This is a genomic window from Allobosea sp. BK604, from assembly GCF_004341515.1.
Lineage (GTDB): Bacteria > Pseudomonadota > Alphaproteobacteria > Rhizobiales > Beijerinckiaceae > Allobosea.
Map to the genome: position 1 here is coordinate 706,358 of NZ_SLZF01000003.1, position 16,548 is coordinate 722,905.

The 16,548-nt window shown below is 66.9% G+C and carries 16 protein-coding genes; 9 read left to right on the top strand and 7 right to left on the bottom strand.

Annotation, left to right across the window (positions count from 1 at the left end):
* The first annotated feature begins 25 nt into the window (after window positions 1-25).
* On the top strand, window positions 26-508 hold the full coding sequence (locus EV560_RS12790) for a macro domain-containing protein (protein ID WP_131856107.1): 483 nt from the start codon (window positions 26-28) through the stop codon (window positions 506-508).
* Window positions 509-515: 7 nt separating this feature from the next.
* On the opposite strand, the gene EV560_RS12795 is transcribed toward EV560_RS12790, so the two are convergent.
* Both EV560_RS12795 and EV560_RS12800 read right to left on the bottom strand, forming a co-directional pair.
* Window positions 516-1,763, bottom strand: coding sequence for an NAD(P)/FAD-dependent oxidoreductase (locus tag EV560_RS12795; protein WP_248312018.1), 1,248 nt, complete (start codon window positions 1,761-1,763; stop codon window positions 516-518).
* The gene (locus EV560_RS12800) at window positions 1,760-2,578 is read right to left on the bottom strand and encodes a glutamine amidotransferase (protein ID WP_131856108.1); all 819 of its coding nucleotides are present in this window, start codon (window positions 2,576-2,578) and stop codon (window positions 1,760-1,762) included. The genes EV560_RS12795 and EV560_RS12800 overlap by 4 nt, the downstream gene beginning before the upstream one ends.
* Before the next feature lie 261 nt (window positions 2,579-2,839).
* Here EV560_RS12800 and EV560_RS12805 point away from each other — a divergent pair, with 261 nt between their 5' ends.
* From EV560_RS12805 to EV560_RS12815, 3 genes are read left to right on the top strand one after another with little or no spacing between them, the layout of a single operon-like run.
* The gene (locus EV560_RS12805) at window positions 2,840-3,484 is read left to right on the top strand and encodes a TetR/AcrR family transcriptional regulator (RefSeq protein WP_131856109.1); all 645 of its coding nucleotides are present in this window, start codon (window positions 2,840-2,842) and stop codon (window positions 3,482-3,484) included.
* 35 nt (window positions 3,485-3,519) lie between these two features.
* Window positions 3,520-4,716, top strand: coding sequence for an efflux RND transporter periplasmic adaptor subunit (locus EV560_RS12810; protein ID WP_131856110.1), 1,197 nt, complete (start codon window positions 3,520-3,522; stop codon window positions 4,714-4,716).
* 13 nt (window positions 4,717-4,729) lie between these two features.
* Window positions 4,730-7,954: an efflux RND transporter permease subunit gene (locus EV560_RS12815; RefSeq protein ID WP_131856111.1), complete on the top strand. Its 3,225-nt coding sequence runs from the start codon at window positions 4,730-4,732 to the stop codon at window positions 7,952-7,954.
* Window positions 7,955-8,053: 99 nt separating this feature from the next.
* Here the strand turns inward: EV560_RS12815 and EV560_RS12820 are convergent, their stop codons facing one another.
* On the bottom strand, window positions 8,054-8,566 hold the full coding sequence (locus tag EV560_RS12820) for a winged helix-turn-helix transcriptional regulator (RefSeq protein WP_131856112.1): 513 nt from the start codon (window positions 8,564-8,566) through the stop codon (window positions 8,054-8,056).
* 112 nt (window positions 8,567-8,678) lie between these two features.
* Here EV560_RS12820 and EV560_RS12825 point away from each other — a divergent pair, with 112 nt between their 5' ends.
* The gene (locus EV560_RS12825) at window positions 8,679-9,233 is read left to right on the top strand and encodes a dihydrofolate reductase family protein (RefSeq protein ID WP_131856113.1); all 555 of its coding nucleotides are present in this window, start codon (window positions 8,679-8,681) and stop codon (window positions 9,231-9,233) included.
* A 30-nt stretch (window positions 9,234-9,263) separates the two neighbouring features.
* A complete protein-coding gene (locus EV560_RS12830) occupies window positions 9,264-9,596 on the top strand; it encodes a YciI family protein (RefSeq protein ID WP_131856114.1) in 333 nt (110 codons plus the stop codon).
* 36 nt (window positions 9,597-9,632) lie between these two features.
* On the opposite strand, the gene EV560_RS12835 is transcribed toward EV560_RS12830, so the two are convergent.
* A complete protein-coding gene (locus tag EV560_RS12835; RefSeq protein ID WP_165923438.1) occupies window positions 9,633-10,547 on the bottom strand; it encodes a DMT family transporter in 915 nt (304 codons plus the stop codon).
* Window positions 10,548-10,650: 103 nt separating this feature from the next.
* Between EV560_RS12835 and EV560_RS12840 the strand changes: the two genes are divergently transcribed.
* A complete protein-coding gene (locus EV560_RS12840) occupies window positions 10,651-11,517 on the top strand; it encodes a LysR family transcriptional regulator (RefSeq protein WP_131856116.1) in 867 nt (288 codons plus the stop codon).
* A gap of 32 nt (window positions 11,518-11,549) precedes the next feature.
* Here the strand turns inward: EV560_RS12840 and EV560_RS12845 are convergent, their stop codons facing one another.
* Both EV560_RS12845 and EV560_RS12850 read right to left on the bottom strand, forming a co-directional pair.
* Complete coding sequence (locus EV560_RS12845; protein WP_131856117.1) at window positions 11,550-12,335, bottom strand: phosphate/phosphite/phosphonate ABC transporter substrate-binding protein; 786 nt, start codon at window positions 12,333-12,335, stop codon at window positions 11,550-11,552.
* A 26-nt stretch (window positions 12,336-12,361) separates the two neighbouring features.
* Window positions 12,362-13,369 (bottom strand): ornithine cyclodeaminase family protein, encoded by a 1,008-nt coding sequence (locus EV560_RS12850; RefSeq protein ID WP_207908009.1) that lies wholly within the window; start codon window positions 13,367-13,369, stop codon window positions 12,362-12,364.
* Between the two features lie 323 nt (window positions 13,370-13,692).
* On the opposite strand from EV560_RS12850, the gene EV560_RS12855 reads away from it, so the two are divergent.
* Window positions 13,693-15,018 carry a polysaccharide biosynthesis protein gene (locus tag EV560_RS12855; protein ID WP_131856119.1) on the top strand — a complete coding sequence of 442 codons (1,326 nt, stop codon included), beginning with the start codon at window positions 13,693-13,695 and terminating at the stop codon, window positions 15,016-15,018.
* Between the two features lie 35 nt (window positions 15,019-15,053).
* On the opposite strand, the gene EV560_RS12860 is transcribed toward EV560_RS12855, so the two are convergent.
* Window positions 15,054-15,776: a fused DSP-PTPase phosphatase/NAD kinase-like protein gene (locus EV560_RS12860; RefSeq protein ID WP_465247002.1), complete on the bottom strand. Its 723-nt coding sequence runs from the start codon at window positions 15,774-15,776 to the stop codon at window positions 15,054-15,056.
* 170 nt (window positions 15,777-15,946) lie between these two features.
* Here EV560_RS12860 and ppa point away from each other — a divergent pair, with 170 nt between their 5' ends.
* Window positions 15,947-16,483, top strand: coding sequence for an inorganic diphosphatase (gene ppa / locus EV560_RS12865; protein ID WP_131856120.1), 537 nt, complete (start codon window positions 15,947-15,949; stop codon window positions 16,481-16,483).
* Window positions 16,484-16,548: the final 65 nt, after the last annotated feature.

A 16,548-nucleotide genomic window follows, 5' to 3' on the forward strand; every position in this document is an offset into this window, starting at 1 on the left:
AAGGTCGGGGCGCTTCGGAGGGGACGTGACGATCCACTTCGTTTCCGGCGACATTCTCCAGGCCCGCGAGCAGTATATCGCGCAAGGTGTCGCTGTGGGAAATCAGGAAGGCCTCGGAACCGGCCTGGCCTTCAAAATCTCGTCCCGATGGCCGGAAGTGCAGGCCGCATTCAAGCGCCATGCCCGGCAAGGGCGGTTCAATGGCGGCGACATCTGGGTCCATCCGCCATTGGAGGGCGGACCAGGCTTTATCTACCTTGCGACCCAACCGGACATGTACCATGCGACACTGCCCTTCCTGCGGCGCTCCGTGAGGAAGTTGGCAAATTGGGCCAAGGCGTCAGCAGTCGAATCCATAGCCTTGCCGAAAATCGGGGCCGGACTTGGAAAACTGTCCTGGTCGGAGGAGGTGAAGCCCCTCCTGAGTGAGAGCCTCCGCGAACACCCGTGCGCCTTCATGGTCTATGAAGACTACACTCACGGGATGGATGCAGCTCCGCCCGCCTGAGGCAGGCCTAGAGATACCGCCTCGGCGAAAACGGCTCCGGGTCCGCCGGCGGCTTCTCCCCGGCCACCAGCGCCGCCAAAATCTCCCCCGTGACCGGCCCGGTCGAGAAGCCGATATGCTGGTTGCCGAAGGCGAGCCAGAGGCCGGGATTGCGCGGCGCCTCGCCGATCATCGGCAGCGAATCCGGCAGGGTCGGACGGGCGCCGCGCCATGTCTCGCCGATAACGCCGTCGAACGGGAAAGCCTCGCTGGCGCTGTGCGTCACGGCGTCGATCTGGCGGAGCTTGTCGGGTGCGTCGCGCAGGCTGAGGTCGACCCCGCTGGTGACGCGATAGCCCTGCTCCATCGGCGCGAGGAAATAGGCCCCGTCGACATCGTAGAGCGGCCGCGACAGGCTGGCGCCCGCTTGCGCCTTCAGGTGGCGGTGATAGCCGCGCTCGACATCGAGAGGCGGATCGATCCCGAGCGGCGCGAGCAGATCGCGGCTCCACGGCCCGAGCGCGACGATTGCGATCTCGGCCTCCAGAATTCGCCCTTTGCCCGTTTGCGCCTGCCAGGGCCGCCCGCTTCCGGCTTTGCTCAGTCCCGCGATTTCGGCCCTCAGGATCGTGCCGCCCCGTGCTGCGAAAAGCGACGCATAGGCGGCCGTGACCGCACCTGGGGAATCGACCGAAGCATTGGCGGAGATGAAGAGCCCGGCCGGGAAGATCGGCCTGAGCGAGGGCTCGAGCCCCGAAATCCCCTGCCGATCGAGCACCCGCGAGCCGATGGCATGTTCGGCGAGCAGGCGATGCTCGGCTTCCGCCGCGGCATGGCCGGCCACGCTGCGCCAGAGCTTGAGCGTGCCGGTCTCGCGCAGGCGATGCGAGATGCCGGCCTCCGCCATCAGCGCCTTGTGGCGCGCGACCGTGTCGATCGTCAGGGAATCGAGCGCCGCGATCCGCTGCGCCGCCTGCGACTGCCTGCCCTCCCAGAGGAAGCGCAGGAGCCAGGCGGGATTCCCCGTGATGCGGCGCCAGTCGAGATTCAGCGCCGGATGCCGGTTGCCGAGATAGGAGGGCAACTTGCCGAACAGGTCGGGATTGTTGAGCGGGACGATCGAGGAGCGGCTGACCACGCCGGCATTGCCGTAGGACGTCTCGCTGCCCGGCTCGCGCCGGTCGACCAGGGTCACAGCGAGCCCACGCTTCTGCAGGGCGAGCGCACAGGAGACGCCGACCATGCCGGCGCCGAGAACGAGGGCCGTGCGGCTCACGCTGGCAGGGCTGCGCTTGGCAGGACTGTGCTGTCCGCCGGCTGCTTCAGCCAGTGGTCGAGGAAGCCGTCGAGCCAGGTGCGGATCGCCGGATCATACTGGTACCAGCCGTCGAGATGCATGTGGCGCAGCTGAGCGCCCGGCATCAGCGTGCGCTCATGGCCGCGCACCGACCAGCGGCACATCATCGCCGGCGTCACCTCGGGATGGAACTGGATGCCATAGGCCTTAGGTCCTGAGCGGATCGCCTGCACCGGAAAATCGCCGCCGGTCGCGAGGCATTCGGCGCCGGGCGCGCAGTCGAACCCCTCGCGGTGCCATTGATAGACCGTGCCCGGCCAGATCGCGCCCGTGCTGGCGGCATCGACGCGCCCGGCTTCGGTCAGGCTCAGGGGGTAATAGCCGACCTCGGCCCGGCCCTCGGGATGGGTATAGACCCGGGCGCCGAGATGGCGCGCCAGCATCTGGGCGCCCAGGCAAATGCCGAGAAAGGCCGCCTCTTCCTTCAGGCACACCCCGATCCAGTCGATCTCCGCCTTGACGAAATCGTCGGGGTCGTTGGCGCTCATCGGCCCGCCGAAAATGACTGCCCCGGCATGCTCGCGCATCGTCTGCGGCAGCGGATCGCCATAGCGCGGCTTGCGGACATCAAGCGCGTGCCCGCGCGCCGCGAGCAGCCGGCCGACGCGGCCCGAGGTCGAGTGCTCCTGGTGCAGGATGATCAGCACCGGCTTCGGAGCGGGTGAGGCTTTCCGGGGGATGGCAGGCCGGCGGGTCCTGCGGGCGGTGGGGAAGCGGAAGGATTGATCGTTCATCGCAGGCTTCAGCAGCAAATCCGCGCGCCTATCAGCCATTGATCTGCGCAAGACCATGCCATCTCTCGAGAATGCGGTTCCATTTGGGCCAGAGCAAGCAATTTATGCGCCAGCGCTGCATAGCGAATTCGCAGGCAGCGCATGACGCGAGGGAGAAAATCAAACTCCCAAGGGCTCGAAATGGGGAAGATTTCCCTCGCTCTTTGACAATCTCGCAGGTGCGAGCTATGAGAATGAACGTTCATTCTCATTCGGGCGACGATGCTGCCACCTCAAACCTTAGCCTTCGACGCCGATCGCGGCCTGTCGGAGCGTCATATCCGCATCCTCGATGCGGCCGAGCGCGTCTTCGCGCGCAACGGCTTCCATGTCGCGACCATGCATGACGTGGCGGCCGAGGCCGGCATGAGCCCAGGCAACCTCTATCGCTACTTCTCCTCCAAGGACGCGATCATCGCCGGCATGGCGGAGCGCGACCGTTCGCTGATCGCGGCCGATTTCGCGGCGCTCGATCCTGCCGGCGGCAGCCTGATGGATCAGCTCGAAGCGCTCGGCCGGCGCCATCTCGTCGACGAGCCGCGCGAGAAGGCGATCATTGCGCTGCAGATCTGGGCCGAGGCCTCGCGCAATCCCGAGATGGCCCGGATGTGCGCGGGCATCGACAGCACGGTCATCGAAGGGCTGGCCGCGGCGGTCGCCGGAGCCAAGGCCAGCGGCGAGTTGCCGGCCAATCTCGACGACGGCCGCTTCCTGCAGGCGATCTTCATGATGGCCGACGGCTTCTTCTGCCGGAAGGCGATCGAGGCCGATTTCGACGCCGCGGCCGCGGCCGACACGCTGTTCGCGGCGATGCGCGCGCTCGCACAGGTGATGCTGCTGCCATCCAATGGCGGGCCGGCGTCATGACGTCTTCTTACGTTCCGACTTCGAAAGCGGTACCCATGTCTCGTCCCTTCCGCCTCCTCGCCGCGCTGTCGCTGCTGGCGCTCGCCGGCGCCGAGCCGGCCCTTGCCCAGGCGCAGGCACAGGCGAACGCGCCGGCCAAGGCCGAGCCGGCCGCCGGCCCCTCGGTCACCGTCACGACGGCCAAGGTCGGCGAGATCGTCCAGAGCGTCGTCGTCTCCGGCTCGATGATCGCGCGCGACGAGGTCCTGGTCACGCCGGAGGTCGACGGCTTCGCCATCACCGAGATCCTCGCGGAGGAAGGCGACCGTGTCGCCACCGGCCAGGTGCTGGCCAGGCTCTCGCGCGTCACGCTCGATGTGCAGAAGGCGCAGAACGACGCCCAGATCGCCCGCGCCGAGGCGGCCGTCGCCCAGGCCAATGCGCAGATCGTCGAGGCGGAAGCCAATCTGGTCCAGGCCAACAACGCCTTCGACCGCACCAAGGCGCTGCGCGACAGTGGCAATGCCAGCCTCGAACTCTTCGACCAGCGCGATGCCGCCGCACGCTCGGCCCGGGCGCGGGTCAATTCCGCGCGCCAGGCGCTGGCGATCACGACCGCGGACCTGGCGCTCGCCAAGGCCCAGGGCCGCGATATCGACGTCAGACTGGCCCGGACCGAGATCAAGGCTCCGGCGGGCGGCATCGTCAGCCAGCGCAACGCCAGGCTCGGCGCGATGGCGCCGATGGCGCAGATGGCGTCGACCGAACCGCTGTTCCGCATCATCGCCGACGGTGCGATCGAGCTGCAGGCCGATGTCGCCGAGGTCGAGCTCGCGGCGCTCAAGCCGGGCATGAAGGTCGCGGTCACCCCGGCCGGCGCCGACAGGCCGCTGGACGGCGAGATCAGGCTGATCTCGCCGGAGGTCGACAAGGCCTCGCGGCTCGGGCGCGTGCGCATTGCGCTCAAGGGCAATCCGCCTGTCGCGATCGGCTCCTTCGCCCGCGGCGTCATCGAGACCGGGCGCAAGACCAATGTCACCTTGCCGCTTTCGGCCATCACCTATTCGCGCGGCGGCGCCACCGTGCAGAGCGTCAGGGATGGCAAGGTGACGACCAAGAAGGTCGAGCTCGGGCTGATGGGCGATGGCCGGGCCGAGATCGTCTCCGGCCTGACGGAAGGCGAGAGCGTCGTCGCCCGCGCCGGAACCTTCGTACGCGACGGCGACGTGATCAACCCGATCGCGACGAACTGACGGGAGCGCCTTCGTGAACGTCAATTTCTCCGCCTGGTCGATCCGAAAGCCGGTTCCTGCGATCCTGCTCTTCGTCGTGCTCTGCGTGCTCGGGCTGCTTTCCTTCTCGAAGCTGCCGGTGACGCGCTTCCCGAATATCGACGTGCCGCTGGTCTCGATCACGGTGACGCAATCCGGCGCCGCGCCGGCCGAGCTGGAAAGCCAGGTCAGCAAGCGCATCGAGGATTCGGTGGCGAATATCGCGGGCGTCAAGCACGTGATGTCGACGCTGACCGATGGCCAGTCGCAGACCATCATCGAGTTCCGGCTCGAGGTGAACACCGACCGCGCCGTCAACGACGTCAAGGACGCGATCGCCAAGGTCCGCGCCGACCTGCCGCGCACGATCGACGAGCCGATCATCCAGCGCATCGATGTCGAGGGCCAGTCGATCCTGACCTATGGCGCCTCCTCGCCGGGCATGACGCTGGAGCAGATCTCCTGGCATGTCGATGATGTCGTCCGGCGCGAATTGCAGGGCCTGAAGGGCGTCGGCCGCGTCGACCGCTTCGGCGGCGTCGATCGCGAGATCAGGGTCTCGCTCGATCCCGACCGGCTGCTCGCGCTCGGCACCACGGCAGGCGAGGTGAACCGCCAGATCCTGGCGACCAATGTCGACCTCGCCGGCGGGCGCGGCGAGGTCGGCGGTCAGGAGCAGGCGATCCGCACGCTCGCCGGCGCGCGTACCGTCGCCGATCTGGCCGAGACCAAGATTTCGCTTACGGGCGGGCGCGAGGTGCGCCTGAAGGAGCTCGGCCGCGTCGAGGATTCGAATTCGGAGCCGCGCTCCTTCGGCCGGCTCGACAAGCGGCCGGTCGTCTCCTTCGCCGTCTTCCGTTCGAAAGGCTCGAGCGAGCTCTCGGTCAAGGAGGTCGTCGCCGCCAAGATCGACGAGCTCAACAAGCGCTATCCCGACATCAAGCTGGCGCCGATCGACGACGCGGTCTCCTATACCCACGGCAACTACAAGGCCGCGATGGAGACGCTGATCGAGGGCGCGGCGCTCGCCGTGCTCGTCGTCTTCGCCTTCCTGCGCAACTGGCGTGCGACCTTGATCACCGCGATCGCGCTGCCGCTCTCGGCGATCCCGACCTTCTGGGCGATGGAGCTGATGGGCTTCTCGCTCAACCTGGTCAGCCTGCTCGGCATCACGCTGGTGACGGGCATCCTGGTCGATGATGCCATCGTCGAGATCGAGAACATTGTCCGCCATATGAAGATGGGCAAATCGCCCTATCGCGCCGCGATGGAGGCGGCGGACGAGATCGGCCTCGCGGTCATCGCCATCACCTTGACCATCGTCGCGATCTTCGCGCCGGTCTCGTTCATGGGCGGCGTCGCCGGGCAGTATTTCCGGCAATTCGGCCTGACCGTCGCCGTCGCCGTGCTGTTCTCGTTGCTGGTGGCGCGGCTGATCACGCCGATGATGGCGGCTTATCTGATGCGGCCGGTGAAGCACCATGACGGCAAGGACGGCTTCATCATGCGCGCCTATGCCGGGTTCCTGCGCGCCACCCTGGCCAAGCGGAAAATTCCGATCCTGCCGCGCTTCGACGGCACGAAGAGCTGGCGCAAGCTGCCGTTCAACACGGCCTATCTGACGCTGATCGTCGGCTTCATGTTCCTCTACGGCTCGATCCAGGCGACGCAACTCCTGCCGACCGGCTTCATTCCGGACGAGGACACTGCCCGTGTCGTCGCCGCCGTCGAGCTGCCGCCCGGCTCGACGCTCGACGATACCCGCGTCACCACCGACAAGATCGTCGATGCGCTGCACACGATCCCGCAGGTGACTCAGGTCTTCGTACTCGGCGGCTCCTCGCCAACCGGCCAGCTCGAGGTCCGCCGCGCCGCGATCACCATCAAGCTCCTGCCGAAGGACCAGCGCGCCGAGCGGCAGAAGGACCTGAAGGTCGTCATTGCCGAGAAGCTGGCCAGCGTGCCGGACGTACGCGCCTGGTATGTCAACGAGCGCGGCGAGCGCGAGATGGCCTTCTCGATCCTCTCGCGAGACGGCGACGCGCTCGACGAGGCGGTGGCGCGGATCGAGGCGCGGATGCGCAAGGTCGACGGCTATATCAACGTCGCCTCCTCCGGCTCGCTGAGCCGGCCGGAGCTGCGTGTCACGCCCAAGCCCGAGCAGGCGGCGACGCTCGGCGTCACGCCCGAGGCGATCTCGACCGCGGTACGCATCGCCACGATCGGCGATATCGGCGCCAATCTCGCCAAGTTCAACGCCGGCGACCGGCTGGTGCCGATCCGCGTCCAGCTCGACGAGGCGGCGCGCGCCGACATGCGCAATATCGCGGCGCTGCGCGTGACCAATACCAATGGCGTCTCGATCCCGCTCACCACCGTCGCCAATATCGGCTTCGGCGAGGGGCCGAGCTCGATCGACCGCTATGATCGCGTCCGCCGCGCCACGATCGGCGCCGACCTGAAGCGCGGCTTCGAGCTCGGCACGGCGCAGGAGCGCTTCCACGAGATCGTCAAGGAGGTCGGCCTGCCCGATGGTGTCTGGATCGCCGCGACGGGCGACGCCGAGATCCAGGGCGAGGTCGTGCAGGGCTTCATCACCGCGATGACCACCGGCCTGATGCTGGTTCTGGCGGTGCTGATCCTGCTCTTCGGCTCGGTCTTCCAGCCGATCACGATCCTGCTTTCGCTGCCGCTCTCCTTCGGCGGCGTGGTCATCGCGCTGTTGGCGACGCATAACCCGGTCTCGATGCCGGTCTATATCGGCCTGCTCATGCTGATGGGCATCGTCACCAAGAACGCGATTATGCTGGTCGATTTCGCGGTCGAGGAGGTCGGGCGCGGCAAGGACCGCCAGACCGCGCTGATCGAGGCCGGCCGCAAGCGGGCGCGGCCGATCGTGATGACCACCATCGCCATGGCGGCAGGCATGCTGCCCTCGGCCTATGGCGTCGGCGATGGCGGCGAGTTCCGCGCGCCGATGGCGATCGCCGTGATCGGCGGCCTGATCGTCTCGACCGTGCTCTCGCTGGTCTTCGTGCCATCCTTCTACACGGTGATGGACGATCTCGGCTGGCTGATCGGCCGGCTCTTCGGCCGCTTCTTCTCCAAGGCCGAGGACGAATCGACCTGGGTGCCGATCCATGACGAGGAGACGCCGGGCGAGGCCAGCGCCAAGGCGATCACGCGGCCGCTGCCGCCGCCGCGGCTGGCGGCGGAGTGAGAGAGCATTTTCGAGCGAAGCCGAGATCGGCTCGCGTGAAAAATGAGCCAGAACAAATAGATAGAGCATTCCCGCGATCCGGAGAAACGCGGAAATGCTCTAGGCGATAGCCGGCTCGGCCGCGCGCTTGCGCTCGACCGCGCAGCGATAGGCCTCGGTCAGCTCGTCGAGCACCGAGACAGCCGGTTTCGGCGCGCCGAGATGGAGGAAGCGCAGCTCCTCCATGAAGCGCTCCCACAGCGCCGGCCCGCCTTCGGCGAGCAATTCAGCGCGGATCGACATTTGCTCGGTCACCGGCAGGAAGCGCCTGCCCCAATCGCCCATCGCCGCGAAGACCGGCACCAGCGCGATCCCCATCTCGGTCAGGCTGTAGATGCCCTTCTGCTTATGGGAGGCGTCGTCGCGCCGCGAGATCAGCCCATTCTCGACGAGGCGCTTCAGCCGGTCAGCGAGGATGTTGGAGGCGATGCCCTCGTCGGATTTCGAGAGCAGCTCGCGAAAGTGCCGGCGATTGCCGAACATCATGTCGCGCAGGACGATCAGGCTCCAGCGATCGCCCAGGATTTCGAGCGTCAGGTTGATCGGGCAGCCCGAACGGCCGGTCTCTTTCATATGCCTCTCCAAAAAACCGCTTGCATTCTACAATCGGTTTGGCTAGAAGCCAACTGCTTGCAATTCGCAACCGGTTTCGGCGCCGCGGGCGCCGCCTGCATGGGAGGGTGACATGGCCAAGGTGATCATGTGGAACATCATGAGCCTCGACGGTTTTTTCGAGGGCACGGAGAAGTGGGATCTGTCGCTGCACGAGTATGGCTGGGGCGAGGAGATGGAGGCGATGAGCAAGGAATTCGGCCAGCGCGCCCAATGCCTCGTCTTCGGCCGCGTCACCTACGAAGGCATGAAGGCCTATTGGACGAAGGCCGAGGATAACGAGATCACGCGTTTCATGAATGCCCTGCCCAAGCTCGTCGCCTCGCGCACGATCATGAGTTCGGACTGGAACAATACGCGGGTGACGGCCGATATCACCGGCGAGATCGCCAGGCTGCGGGCGGCGCCGGGCAAGGACGTCTTCATCTTCGGCAGCGCCGAGCTAGTCGACGCGCTCCTGCAAGCGAACCAGATCGACGAGATGATCGTGGGGGTGGTGCCGGTGCGGCTCGGGGCGGGCACGCCGCTGTTCAAGCAAGGCGGGGAACTGCGGAAATTGAAGCTGCTGGAGAACAGGGCGCTGGGGAACGGGACCCTGGTGTTGCGATACGCGCCGGCGGCAGCGTGAGAGGCATCTTTCGACTGAGGAGACGAGCCCATGCCCAGGTTCATCACGATCGGATATGGCGATGCGGCCGGCTATGCCCGCACGCCTCGTCCCGTCAGGGACGCCGCCCATGACGAGGACGCGAAACTACGGTCCAAAGGCGCGGTGATGGGGATCGCCGGCACGCCGGTGCAGGTCCGCAATCCAGAGGCCCGCGGCATCGAAACCAGCGATGGACCATTCATGTCCTCCGCCTTGCCGGTCGCCGGTTTCGCCATCATCGAGGCCGCCGACCTGGACGAAGCCATCAAAAAGGTTTCGCATGTGCCCTGCGCGGTGGCACATGGCGTCGTCGAGGTTTGGCCATTGCAAGAGACGGCCTGAACTGAGCCGCGGCTTATTCAGGCCGACTGCCGCTACTCACCCTCGCCGCACCAGCAGGACTGCCGCCAGAATCGCCACACCACCAAAAGCCTGCGCGGGCGAGGGCTGCTCGGCGAAGATCGCCCAGGCGGCGAGCACGCTGACCAGCGCCGGGTAGACCATCACCAGCGAGGCGGCGCCGGCGCCGTATTGGCCGAGCGAGAGCGTGATCAGGCCCTGGCCGAGCGCATGCGAGACGAGGCCGAGCGCGGCGACCGCCAGCCAGCCCTGCAGCGACTGCGGCACGATCGTCTCGCCGAGGACGAGCGCCGTCGCCAGGCAGAAGACGGCGCAGAGCGCGCTGGAGACCAGGCCGATGCGGCCGGCATCGGCGAGATCGCGGGCGCGGCGGATGGCGAGAATGTAGCCGGCATAGGCGACGGCCGCGCCGATCGCGAGCGTATCGCCGAACGTGCCCGCGGCACTGGCCGGGGTGGCTGAGCCGGCGGCGAATTTCGGCAGCACGAGCAGCACGGCGCCACCGATGGCGAGCAGGAGCGCACCGAGAATGCGCCGCGTGATGGTCTCGCCGAGCAGCAGCCAGCCGCCGATGACGACGACGACCGGCGAGAGATTGCCGAGCAGCGAGGCATTGGCGATCGAGGTGAAGCCGAGCGAGGCATTGTAGAGGGTGACATCAACAGCGAAGGCGAGGCCGGCCAGCGCGATCGGCCCCCAGGCAGCGGAGCGCACGGTGCCGGCGACGGATCTGCGCCGCTCCAGCGCCATCCAGGCGGCGAGCACGGGCAGCGCAAAGATCATGCGCCAGAACCCGGCAGCGGCCGGGCCGACATCGGCGAAGCGCACGAAGACGCCGGAAAAGCCGATGCAGGTCGCGCCGGTCAACAGGGCGAGGAACATCGCCGGACTGGGGACTGTCGGGCGCGTCAGGGCGAGATCGGACGTGGTCATCGGGGCAAATCCGCGTGTGATTGCCGGGGATATAGTGAGCTTCCGTCGACAAGAAAAACGGATTATTCTCATCGCTCCATTCGAAAATCCGATGGAGCTTCGCATGACCACGCATTTCGATCTGGCGGCGCTCGACATGCTGGTCGCGGTGGCTGAAGCGGGCGGATTCACCGCCGCCAGCGCCAGGCTCGGCCGGACGCAATCGGCGATCTCGGCCCGCATCCAGGACCTGGAAAACCAGCTCGGCCAGAAGCTGCTGGAGCGCTCCCGCCGCGGCGTGACGCCGACCGATGCCGGCGAGCGGCTGATCGCGCATGCGCGCCGGCTGCTGGCGGTCGAGCGCGAGGCCTTGGCCGAACTCGGCGGGGCGGCGACGGCGGGGCGGCTGCGCATCGGCATCCCCGACGACTATGTCGACGCCTACCTGCGGCCGCTGATCGCGCGTTTCGCCGCCGAGCATCCGCGCGTCGAACTGGAACTGCGCTGCGACCTCTCGCGCAATATCGAGCCGGCGCTGGCTTCGGGCGAGTTCGATCTCGCGGTGGTGACGCAGGATCCGTCGCGGCCGAAGGGCGAGGTGCTCCGGCGCGAGCCGCTGGTCTGGGTCGCGGCGCGCGGGCACCGGCCGGAATTGCAGGAGGCGCTGCCGCTCGCCCTGTTCTCCGACGGCTGCCGGGCGCGGCCGCGCATCCTCGCGGCGCTCGATGCGGCCGGGAAGGCGCACCGGCTGGTCTTTTCCTCCTCGCATACCTCGGGCGTGCTCTCGGCGGTGGAGGCGGGATTTTGCGTCACGGCGATCACCGAAAGCGCGATCCCGCCGAGCCTGCGCCGGCTCGGGGCTGCGGAAGGGCTGCCGCCGCTCTTCGAGCTCTCGGTCGGGCTGATCATCGGGCCGCAGCCCAGCGCCGCGGCGCTGCGCTTTGCCGAGGCGCTGCGCGAGGAAATGGCGGCGCCGCGGCTGGCAGCGTGAGCTTCCCCTTCCTGGATGCCTCTGCGGAACGCTCAGCCCGGCATGAGGTAACCGGCGGCCTGTGCCTCCCACGCCTCGTCCAGCAAGATTCCGTAAGCCTCGCGTTCGACCGGCGCGAAACCACGCAGGCACAAGCGCGCTAGCAAGGGAGCTGCGGCGGCGTCCTCCGCCATGGCCAGCAGCGCGTCACGAAGCCTTTCGACGACGGCCGGCTCGGCACTATCCGCGGCGACCAGGAGCGGCATCGGCCGCGCTTCCGTCGTCTCGACGATCCGCAATCGGGCGGCGGTCGCAGGTTCATGCGCGAGCAGCAGATCATGGAAATAGGAATCGAGCGGGCCGATATCGATCTCGTCGGCAAGCACGGCCTCGATCACCCGGCGGGGAGTGACGAGGGGGCCGAGGCTCTCGGAATACAGCCGCTCGCCCTCCCGCCGATGACGCAGGAGGTGGCTTCGCAGCGCGTTGAAGCCCGATTGCGAATGCTCGACCGTCCAGCCGAGGCGCTTGCCAAAACTTCCGGCCAGCGAGTCAATCGGGCTCTCCGCGCGCACGACAAGATGCGAGGCATAGAAAGGCCGTCCGGCCGCGAGGCTGGAGGCAGGCACGGGCGCCGCCACCGGCTGCACAGGAAAGCCGCCGCTCGCGAATGGATAGCCGCAGATGAAGGCGAGTCCGAGATCACCACGCCGCCAGAGCTCTTCGAGCGGCGCCGGCGCGGCATGGTCGATCACCGTGAGCGGGACGCCGGAAGCATGGGAAACCCATCCGAACAGCTCGGCCCAGGCCGCGCGCACGGCCGGGTCGACCGCGTACATGCGCGCATTCGCGACATGGTCGGCACTCACGCGTAGCGCAGCCGCTGGCCGAGCCCGAGCCGAGCCGCCTTTTCCAGCATGAAATGGCCGAGCGCGATATCCGACAGCGACAACCCGCGATGCCAGAACAGGATGGTCTCGTCCTCGCACTCGCGACCGGGTTTCAGCCCGGCGACGATCTCGCCCATCTCGGCATGGAGTGTCGCCTCCGAGAGCTTGCCGGCCTCGACATGGGCACGCAACGAGCCGAACTGGCCGGATTTGCACTGGCCCCAATCATCGACCACGAGCTTGCTCATGATATCGGTCAGCGAGAGCTCGACCGCGCTCATCGTGCCATAGGGCACGACGAAGGCCCCCGGCTTGATCCACTCCGTCCTGAGCATCGGCTCGGGCGCGTTCAGCCGCGAGGCCTCGACGACGATATCGGCGCCCTCGACGCAGGAGCGCCAATCCTCGGTCACCGTGATCGTCTTGCCGCGATCGGCGGCGAGCTTCGCGCCGAAGGCGTCGCGGCTTTCCTTGCGGCGCGAATGCACGCGGATCTCGTCGAAATCGAAGAGGGAATCGAGCAGGCGCACGTTCCAATAGGCCGTGCCGCGCGCCCCGACATGGGCCAGCACCTTTGAACCCTTGCGCGCCAGATATTTCGCGCCGATGGCCGTGACCGCACCTGTGCGCATATCGGTGAGGTGGCTACCGTCGATGATCGCCTTCGGCACGCCGTTGCCAGGGTCCATCAGCAGCAGGAGCCCGAGCTCGGATGGCAGGCCTTCTTTGTAATTGTCGACGAAATCGCCGATCACCTTGACGCCGGCAAGGTTGATCGGCGCCCGGAACGCCCCTCGCAGAACGTTGAAATGACCATTCGCAGCGCCCGGCTGCAAATGCATGCGCGGCTCGATCACCGTTTCCTTGCGACCCTGCGCCGCAAGCCCGGTTTCGACTGCGGCGATGATCTCCTGATCCGTCAACGCCAGGGCCTCGACATCGAGCGCGTTGAGGAAGTCAATATGGATCGGGGCGTGCGGCACGGTGATTGTCTCTGATGGAAGCGAAACTGGAGAGTGGACGCTGGCGCCGCCCGACGCAATAACGTCTGGATCCGCCCCCTGGCGGGGTTAAGCAAGGCCTCCTTTTGGCCACAACTCCGGACAATCAGAGGTCGTTCGTTCCAAGGACCTCGGCAGGGCATGCGGCGCATCAAGGATTTGTTAACCATGTTTGCGCACTGTGACGGGCACGAAGTCCTGCTGTGATCGCAGCCTCCGATCCTGCCCAGGCCTCGTCGAGCCGTCGCGACGACCGGGATCTCAGCGACACCAGCTTGTCCGGCATCCCGACAGGTGATGTGGATATGGCCGCTGAACTTGCGCTCGACCGCACGTCCCTCCGATTGCCATCGCTCTCCGAGGCCGGCGCCAGGCTCGCGACCCGCCCCGGGTTACGCTCCGGCCTGATGCTCGGGCTGCGCTTCCTCCAGGCGCGCTTCCTCTCGGTCTGGGGCCTGCTGCTGGCTGCTGCCTTGTGCCCGGCCCAGGTCTTCGCCGATTTCGCGATCTTCTCGACCCTGGCCAATTTTGTCTCCATCGCAGCCCTGCTGCGCTTCGAGGCGGTGTTTTTCCAGAACAGCGACCGCAAGCACCTCGGCCAGGCCTTCCGGCTGGCGCTTGCCGCCGGCACCCTCTTCCTGTGCGGCATGACGATCGCCGTGCTCTTTGCGGCCACCGAAGGCTGGATCCTGCGCGGCTTCGGCGCATTGTTCATGATCTCGCTCGCGAGCCGCGCGATGATCCGGCTGATCATCGCCGAGGCGACCGCCGAGGGCGATTTCGCTACCGTCGGCAGCATCGGCATCGTCCAGGCGCTGGTGCAGCCGGGTATGATGATCCTGCTGATCTGGCCGCTCGGCCCGACCTCGGTCGCGCTGTTCGCGGCCGATGCGTTCGGCCACGCCTTCGCCGCGCTCTATCTCGCCTGGCGCCGGCGCCGCGCACTCTTCCAGCTCGTCGAGCCCTCGCAATGGTCGAAGCCGGAACTGCGTAAATCGATGCTGCGCTGGCGCACAGCGCCCCGCATCCTGCTGCCCTCGGCGCTGCTCTCCTTCAGCTTCATGGCCGCGCCATTGCTGGCGATGCCGCTCGCCAGCAATCCCATCCTCGCCGCCCATGTCGCGCTGGCCATGCGGCTGCTGGAAATGCCGACGCAGATGTTCGCCACCGTCTCCGTCCCGCTCGCCATGAACAATCTGCGCAAGCAGGACGAGCAGGATCGCCAACGGACGGCGCGCTTCATTACGCTGTGCTTGGTCGCGGTCGCCGCTGCGCTCTTCGCCGGGATCGCGCTCTTCTCCGTCGTCGCGGATTTCGTGCTCGACGGCACGCAATGGGAGGGTATCGGCCATGTCGTCGCCGCCCTGGCGCTGTTCTATGGCGGCTCCGCCCTGGTGATGCCGCTGCACGAGATCGCGACGCTGTCGCGCTATCCGCATCGCCAGCTGGCGACCAATGCCGTCGCGCTCGTCGTCGCCGGACTGGTCATGCTCTGGTTCGGCACGCTCTCGATGGCCTTGCTTTGCGCCATCGGCCTGGTCTCGATGGCGCGCATGTTCGCCCATGTCCAGTTCGCCTGGACGCGGCTCGGCAGCGGTGACTTCGCCGCCGCGCCTGCTGCGACGCGCTAGAGCCGGATCCGATCAGATCGCCGCGTGATCCAAGGCTATTCGCGCCGGATCAGCCGGTCGGCCAGCAGCGACGACAGGAAGCCCGTCTTGAAGTCCCGCTCCAGCCGGGCCGGATCATAATGGTGCTCGACCCAGTCGAGGAAGGCGATGCCCTTGGCCGCGCCCTCGTCGCGATAGGCCTCGAAGAAAGCGTCGAGAATCCCGGTCTTGGCGAAGCGGAAATGGCCGTAGCGCAGCGAGAGTTGGCCCATCGCCTCGTCGAGTGGCCGGTTCTCGTGGATAAGCAGGTAGAGCGCCGAGAAGAAGCCGGCGCGGTCGGCGCCCGATTTGCAATGCACCAGCGCCGGTTCGGCCAGGGTCTGGAAAAAGGCCTTGGCATCCAGAATGGTCTCGCGCTCCGGCGCACCGCGCGAGCGCAGCACGAATTCGACCAGCGCAATGCCGTGGCGCTCGCAGGCCTCGCGCTGCAGCGGCCAGGCGCCGTGCTCACGCCCGCCGCGCAGGTTGACGATCGTCTTCACGCCCTGTCGTGCGAACCAGGCGATATCGGTCGGCGCCGGCTGCGCCGCCCGCCAGAGCCGCGGCGTCACGCGATGTGCGTTGAGATAGGCGAGCCTGAAGATGCCGTGGTCGACCAGCAGCATATTGGTCCAGGCGCGCACCCGGTCGAACCTGCCGGACAAGGGCCTGTCCCAGCGGGCGATGCGCGCCATGCGCCGCTGATAGCGCTCGGCATCGGGGCGCAACCGGTTCAGCACCTGATCATCTCTTCCATTGTCATGAATTGCCGATACCAGCGCGGGCGATGCCGCGCAAATCCGCCATGGCCCGCTACGGCAATGGCAGAAGTCCGCAGCAGCAAGGGCTTGGCCTTTTCTTCGCCAGCGCGCATAAGGCGCGCCAGCTAAACGCAGCACAAGGATTATCCATGCGTCTGGACGCCATTCCGATCGGCAAGAACCCGCCCGAAGAAGTCAATGTGGTCATCGAGGTGGCGATTGGCGGCGAACCGATCAAGTACGAGATGGACAAGGCAGCCGGCACGCTCTTCGTCGACCGCTTCCTTTACACCCCGATGCGCTATCCCGGGAATTACGGCTTCATCCCCCACACCCTCTCGGAAGACGGCGACCCTTGCGACGTGCTCGTCGCCAATACCCGCCCGTTGATCCCCGGCTCCTACATCGCAGTCCGCCCGATCGGCGTGATGATGATGCAGGACGAGGCCGGCGGCGACGAGAAGATCCTCGCCGTGCCCGTGCCGAAGCTGACCAAGCGCTACCAGAACGTCCATAACTACACCGACCTGCCGCAGATCACGCTCGACCAGATCCAGCACTTCTTCGAGCACTACAAGGATCTCGAGCCCGGCAAATGGGTGAAGCTTTTGGGCTGGGGCGACGCCGACAAGGCCAAGCAGCTCATCGTCGAAGGCATCGAGCGGGCGAAGAAGGCCAAGGACTGAGCCCGGTTCACCCACCGCCCCCTGAGATCGCTTGAGACGTCGCTGGCGTGAGTCGACTGGCGTGG

What these genes read in the sequence shown, in the direction of transcription:
- EV560_RS12845 (WP_131856117.1), bottom strand. Translation starts at nt 12,335, where the DNA reads ATGTACGCGGTCGACCCGGCCGTGCGCGCGGCCTGGGCCGAGCTGTTC.
- EV560_RS12810 (WP_131856110.1), top strand. Translation starts at nt 3,520, where the DNA reads ATGTCTCGTCCCTTCCGCCTCCTCGCCGCGCTGTCGCTGCTGGCGCTC.
- EV560_RS12820 (WP_131856112.1), bottom strand. Translation starts at nt 8,566, where the DNA reads ATGAAAGAGACCGGCCGTTCGGGCTGCCCGATCAACCTGACGCTCGAA.
- EV560_RS12840 (WP_131856116.1), top strand. Translation starts at nt 10,651, where the DNA reads ATGACCACGCATTTCGATCTGGCGGCGCTCGACATGCTGGTCGCGGTG.
- EV560_RS12830 (WP_131856114.1), top strand. Translation starts at nt 9,264, where the DNA reads ATGCCCAGGTTCATCACGATCGGATATGGCGATGCGGCCGGCTATGCC.
- EV560_RS12800 (WP_131856108.1), bottom strand. Translation starts at nt 2,578, where the DNA reads ATGAACGATCAATCCTTCCGCTTCCCCACCGCCCGCAGGACCCGCCGG.
- EV560_RS12805 (WP_131856109.1), top strand. Translation starts at nt 2,840, where the DNA reads ATGCTGCCACCTCAAACCTTAGCCTTCGACGCCGATCGCGGCCTGTCG.
- EV560_RS12855 (WP_131856119.1), top strand. Translation starts at nt 13,693, where the DNA reads ATGGCCGCTGAACTTGCGCTCGACCGCACGTCCCTCCGATTGCCATCG.
- EV560_RS12825 (WP_131856113.1), top strand. Translation starts at nt 8,679, where the DNA reads ATGGCCAAGGTGATCATGTGGAACATCATGAGCCTCGACGGTTTTTTC.
- ppa (WP_131856120.1), top strand. Translation starts at nt 15,947, where the DNA reads ATGCGTCTGGACGCCATTCCGATCGGCAAGAACCCGCCCGAAGAAGTC.
- EV560_RS12835 (WP_165923438.1), bottom strand. Translation starts at nt 10,547, where the DNA reads ATGACCACGTCCGATCTCGCCCTGACGCGCCCGACAGTCCCCAGTCCG.